The following is a 4,764-nucleotide window of genomic DNA, read 5'->3' as shown; positions in this document are numbered from 1 at the left end:
GGGAGGCGACGCCTCGCGGCACCGCGGACCGGACACGCCGCGAACCGCACAGACGGGCGAATCGCTCCGCCCGGACCGGCCGCAGCGGCGCATCGCGGCGGTCAGAGCCGCGCCATACTTTCACGACCGCGATTGAATTTCGTTCCCGTGGATGACTGCACTCTGTATGTGACGCTGGAACCGTGTCAACTCCACCCCGCAATAATCTATCTGATGGCGACCGCTTGCCAGTTCGGCGTACCTGTAGCGACACCCCAAATCCCCACTGCCGCTTCGGGAACGGGCATGAGGAGACGTTTATCTCAAACGGATTACTTCCCGAATCCGTAGTGGAAAGCCAGTGATATGATCGGGTGCCACTTCAGGTATGTAGCGATTTCCTTGTTGGCGTCAGCGGCGTCCTGCTGAACGTCGGCCTGAAACTGTGACTGGTTCGGACATGGCTGGCCGTTCGACGCGGTGCAGGTCGCAGATGTGAAGTTGATCTTGCCCTCGCCGAGCTGCGCGACTCCAAGATCGAAGGACATACCAAATCCCCGCTTGGTCATGCGACCGAAACCCAATCCCAGAAATGGACCGATCTCCCGCTCATTCTTCATGTTTCCGACGACTCTTACGGTGCCGCTGTAGGTGTTGTTGCCGACGTCGGTCGATCCTGTAAAGGTGCCCGTCAGGTCAAACTGCGGTCGGTGCAGCACACCTGCACTCAAGTGAAAGGCGTTGCTGAATGGCGATACTTCGACCCCAATATTCCAGATGCTGGGCGGCGTATCAACCGTGAACTGCTTGTCGGAAAAGTCACCTTCGTAGTGATACTTGGTGATTCCCAACCCACCGCGAAAAGCAAACCGTGAATTGAAACCATAGCCTGCCTCTGCGCCGATCCCAAGCGTGCCCACGCGCGCACCGACACTCAACTGGGCGGAAGCTACCGAAGGCAGAGCGGATGCAGCCAAAGCCACTGCAAGAACGCATCTTTTTGACATCAGATTCTCCATGTGTAGTCGATACCGGCTGCGAAAATGTTCGCGACAGTATGTATTACTCCCCGCAAGCCGCATCCGAAAAGTGCTTGTCAGCTGCAACGTTCGTTAACTGGCGCGAGGAGATCAAAGTCGCCATGCGAGCGTGAGAGGCAGGATCCCCCGCGAGGACCCGAGACGTTTCGCAAAGCTGACATACCGGAGGTCAAGCGTACCGCGCCTTGCCGGGCCGAAATTGAGTCCTACGCCGGCCATTGCCGCGGCGGTCGAGGTTCGCGGCTCACGCTCGGTGCGATTGTGAACGAACTCAGCGCCAACTAGCGCGCTGATAAAGCTGTGAGTTCCATCAGGGATGCGGATTCCCAGGTGTCCGCGGAACCCATCGAGGTAAGCGCTTGGTGCGCGCGGGTAGACGTCAGGGTAGCTGAAACCCACGAACGATTTTGAGAAGGACGCGCCGGCTTCCACATCGAATGAGCCAGCTTTCCGCACGACCGCGGCGAACAGTTCGATTGGCTCCCCGTAGTTCCAGCCTCGGTCGCGACTGAGAAATGTGCCGATTCCCAGTCGGAATGACGTGTTGTCCGTTCTTTGCGCAGCCGCCGCAACGGGGGAAAGGGCGGTCCACGCAATGGCGAGCTGAATTAGGCCGGAGCGATGTTGGAAGATCCTGTGGGAACGGCTCTGACGCATGCTTCTCAGAAAGCTGCACATGAATTGTCTCCTACGACGACCGGGGTTGGTCCAGCTAACGCCGTAGCTCTGCTGCAAGCGATCAAATAGAAGCGCCCGCGTTAGCGGGCGCCATCCTCAGATCGCTTGTCTGCAGCAGCGCACGTTCGATTGCGGGTCGAGATCCCGACCCGCTACGCGTAGAGCAGTCGCCCGCGTGGTGTGGGGATGTCGCGACCGAGCTCGCGCGCTGTCTCGATCCATTGCTGGATTGCGACTTCGGCCTCGGCGAGGGCCGCGCTGTACGTCGGCCCATCGGCGGCGCATCCCGGAAGCTCCGGCACCTCGGCGACAAAGGCCTGATCCGGCTCACTCCAGTAGATAATGATTTCGTAGCGGTAATCAGGCATCGTCGGACTCGCGGAACAGGGAATCGGCCAGTCGATACTTCAATATAACATCCCGAACCTGCCGAACCTGGTACGGTTTGGCCGTGCCATCGTGGCGCGGCTGTAGGTTCAGAATCTCGGGGACACCGTCTTGGAAGAAAACCCGATGGCTTCCACCGCGCTGGCGCTCGCCGAAGTCGAGGCGGGCCAAGAGGCCACAGAGTTCATCGAACCGGATCGTTTGATCCGCGGTCCCACTGAGGAGGCGCTGCAGCGCTTTGCCATATCGAGACACGACGGAAAGCTAGTCATGAGAGGAAGCTCGGCGCCATCGAACGGCCACGTTTCTGCTGCGAACGCTCAAAACGAATGCGCCCCGTGTTCGCTACCGACAGAACCTGCGTTCGTCGGCAGCAAACGTTGGTTAGGCGTCACCGGCGCAGACGCCGGCCGGCACTCAACCGGTGTAGCCGCACACGCCCATGCGCGGTGAATTGACCACGGGGAGATACGCTTCCTCGTCAGCGTGCTCGTGCGCAGCGGCATGCATGTCGCAGAAGAGCGCGCTGTCGGAATCGATACAGAATGGACACACCACTGTCGCCGGCGCCTTGCAGTCACCGCAGGGCCAGGCGAGCGGATCGTTGCGCGCGAGCAGCCGCACGGGCGCGCGGCCAATCGAACCATGCCGCATGCCAACCAGTTCGCCGGTCAAAGCCGTCGTGCTTCCGAAATCGTACTCGTACTCCACTTTGGCACCTGCACGAGCGAACGCTAGGGCGGCGCCAGTGGTCATCGCCAGTTCGCGGCGTCCGACGCGGAACGCGCTCATGTGTCCACAGCATTCCAGCCACAGCTGGCGCAGCAGGGCGTCCACGTGGCGCAATTGCGTGTCCGCCTTGGCCTCGATGATCAACCAGTAGCGCGGCTCGCCCATTGCGTCGAAACGAAGGGCGACCAGCGGCTGCGACGGACCGACTTTGTCGTGCGGCGCGACGCACGTCTCCACGTGCGCCATCATCGCCGACTTCGTCGCACGATGCCCGCACAGCGCGCACGAGCCAAAGTTTGTTGATTTTGCCGACATGGATGGTTGTGTGTACGCCTAACGCTCAAGTTCTGCTGCAAGCACATCTAAATAATTGCGCGCGCAGCGCGCTTCCATAAAGTGATTGACTGCAGCAACGTTTGTTATGCCTCACGCGCGACGTATCCCGAGGCGCGGATCCCTTCGCTGGTGCAAACATCCACGGATTTCGATTGCTGAATCCGTTAGCCTGTAATACAAGACAAACGGAAAGCGCCTCATAAGAAGACGACGGAGATTGGCATGTACAACCGGACCCGCTTCCGGCATTGTTTCGAGAAGATGAAACATGCGCGATAGTTCGCTCTGAAACTCAGTCCCAAGTCCTACACGCCTGGTCTCGTACCATGCGTACGCCTCTTCTATATCGGCACTAGCTCGCGGAGTAAACGCGAGCGTTCGGCTCAACGCTTTGGCTGACGAAGGCGGGCTTGGACTTCTTCCCAACTACTGGTGGCTTTTTCACGAGGATCGTTGAGACGGTCATCGAGCTCGGCCTGATGCCAATGAGGCACCGGAACACTCTCGGCTGACACTGCGAGGCTATCCCAAATTTTCTCTACGAGCTGGAGTCTGTCTTCTGGAGGCAGGTCCAAGATTTCGTCGAACAAGGCCGGGCGAGTCATACTTTTAAGGTTACACCCCGTGCTTCGAAGGACAAGAGGCACTTGGTGTAGGCATAACGGACTGCGCTTCTGCTGCGAACGCATGCGCAGATGCGAGCGGGGCGTTCGCGGTCATTCATCTTGCGATCGAGTGAACGCCCCGCGGTCGCTACACCGTACTCAGGCGTTCGCCAGCAGCAAGCGCTGGTTATGCTGTGTCCAAGATGCGACGTACTTGCTCTCGAAGAGTAGGAATATCCTGTTGCACGACGTTCCAGACGAGCTCATAATCCACGCCGAAATAGTCATGAATCAACCGATTGCGCATGCCCGCCATGGCACGCCACTCGACGTCGGGATGTCGCGCACGAAGATCACCCGGGACCTTCTTTGCGGCCTCGCCAATGATCTCAAGGCTTCGAACGACCGCGCGCCTGAGCGTCGCGTCGTTCTGAAACTGTTCGCGGGACAGGCCCGCACTCGCGGCCTGGAGGTACTCGGCCTCGGCCAGCATATGCCGAAGATACTCAAGCGGCTCTAATGACATCCGTCGCTTCCGCGAGAATCTTACGTTGCAGAAAAGGCGAGAGTGACTCCGGCGTAACGAGTTCCACCCGTCGGTCGAGGAGCCGCTCCAGCAGTTCACCGAGCGCAAAGAAGTGCTTATAGGTCTTCTCGCCTGAGCGGAATTCGACGAGCACGTCGACGTCACTGTCCGGGCGCGCCGTGTTGCGCTGGACGGAGCCGAACAGCGCCAAACGCCGCACACCCAAGCTGAGGATCTCAGCCTGCGCGGCGGCCAGGCGGACGTGAACGTCGGTGCGGGTAAGGGCGCTTGCGATCATGACCGAAATCTATGCCGTCCGCGCATGCTTGTCACATCAGCATAACGCCTACGATTCAGCTGCAGCCGAATCAAATAAAAGCGCGCGAAGCGCGCATACGATAGACCGGCTGACTGCTGCAATCGTTTGTTAGCTGTCAGCGCGCGAGCAGATATCGGTCGACGAATTGCCTGGGAGTCCAAA

5 protein-coding genes are annotated in these 4,764 nt (G+C 59.5%); all 5 read right to left on the bottom strand.

Features of this window, described 5'->3' with window-relative positions; genetic code table 11:
- Positions 1-311: 311 nt before the first annotated feature.
- A complete protein-coding gene (locus tag Q7S20_00395; protein ID MDO8500284.1) occupies positions 312-986 on the bottom strand; it encodes a hypothetical protein in 675 nt (224 codons plus the stop codon).
- Positions 987-1,849: 863 nt separating this feature from the next.
- Entirely contained in the window at positions 1,850-2,065 is a 216-nt protein-coding gene (locus tag Q7S20_00390) for a type II toxin-antitoxin system HicB family antitoxin (protein MDO8500283.1), read from the bottom strand.
- A 436-nt stretch (positions 2,066-2,501) separates the two neighbouring features.
- A complete protein-coding gene (locus tag Q7S20_00385) occupies positions 2,502-3,065 on the bottom strand; it encodes a hypothetical protein (GenBank protein ID MDO8500282.1) in 564 nt (187 codons plus the stop codon).
- Positions 3,066-3,944: 879 nt separating this feature from the next.
- Positions 3,945-4,250: a DUF86 domain-containing protein gene (locus tag Q7S20_00380; GenBank protein MDO8500281.1), complete on the bottom strand. Its 306-nt coding sequence runs from the start codon at positions 4,248-4,250 to the stop codon at positions 3,945-3,947.
- Between the two features lie 13 nt (positions 4,251-4,263).
- On the bottom strand, positions 4,264-4,581 hold the full coding sequence (locus Q7S20_00375) for a nucleotidyltransferase family protein (GenBank protein ID MDO8500280.1): 318 nt from the start codon (positions 4,579-4,581) through the stop codon (positions 4,264-4,266).
- Positions 4,582-4,764 lie beyond the last annotated feature (183 nt).

This window comes from Gemmatimonadaceae bacterium (assembly GCA_030647905.1).
GTDB lineage: Bacteria > Gemmatimonadota > Gemmatimonadetes > Gemmatimonadales > Gemmatimonadaceae > UBA4720.
The sequence above is the reverse complement of the archived record's forward strand: the minus strand, read 5'-3'. Positions and strand labels throughout refer to the sequence as shown.

What these genes read in the sequence shown, in the direction of transcription:
- Q7S20_00375 (MDO8500280.1), bottom strand. Translation starts at nt 4,581, where the DNA reads ATGATCGCAAGCGCCCTTACCCGCACCGACGTTCACGTCCGCCTGGCC.
- Q7S20_00380 (MDO8500281.1), bottom strand. Translation starts at nt 4,250, where the DNA reads ATGCTGGCCGAGGCCGAGTACCTCCAGGCCGCGAGTGCGGGCCTGTCC.
- Q7S20_00390 (MDO8500283.1), bottom strand. Translation starts at nt 2,065, where the DNA reads ATGCCTGATTACCGCTACGAAATCATTATCTACTGGAGTGAGCCGGAT.
- Q7S20_00385 (MDO8500282.1), bottom strand. Translation starts at nt 3,065, where the DNA reads ATGATGGCGCACGTGGAGACGTGCGTCGCGCCGCACGACAAAGTCGGT.
- Q7S20_00395 (MDO8500284.1), bottom strand. Translation starts at nt 986, where the DNA reads ATGTCAAAAAGATGCGTTCTTGCAGTGGCTTTGGCTGCATCCGCTCTG.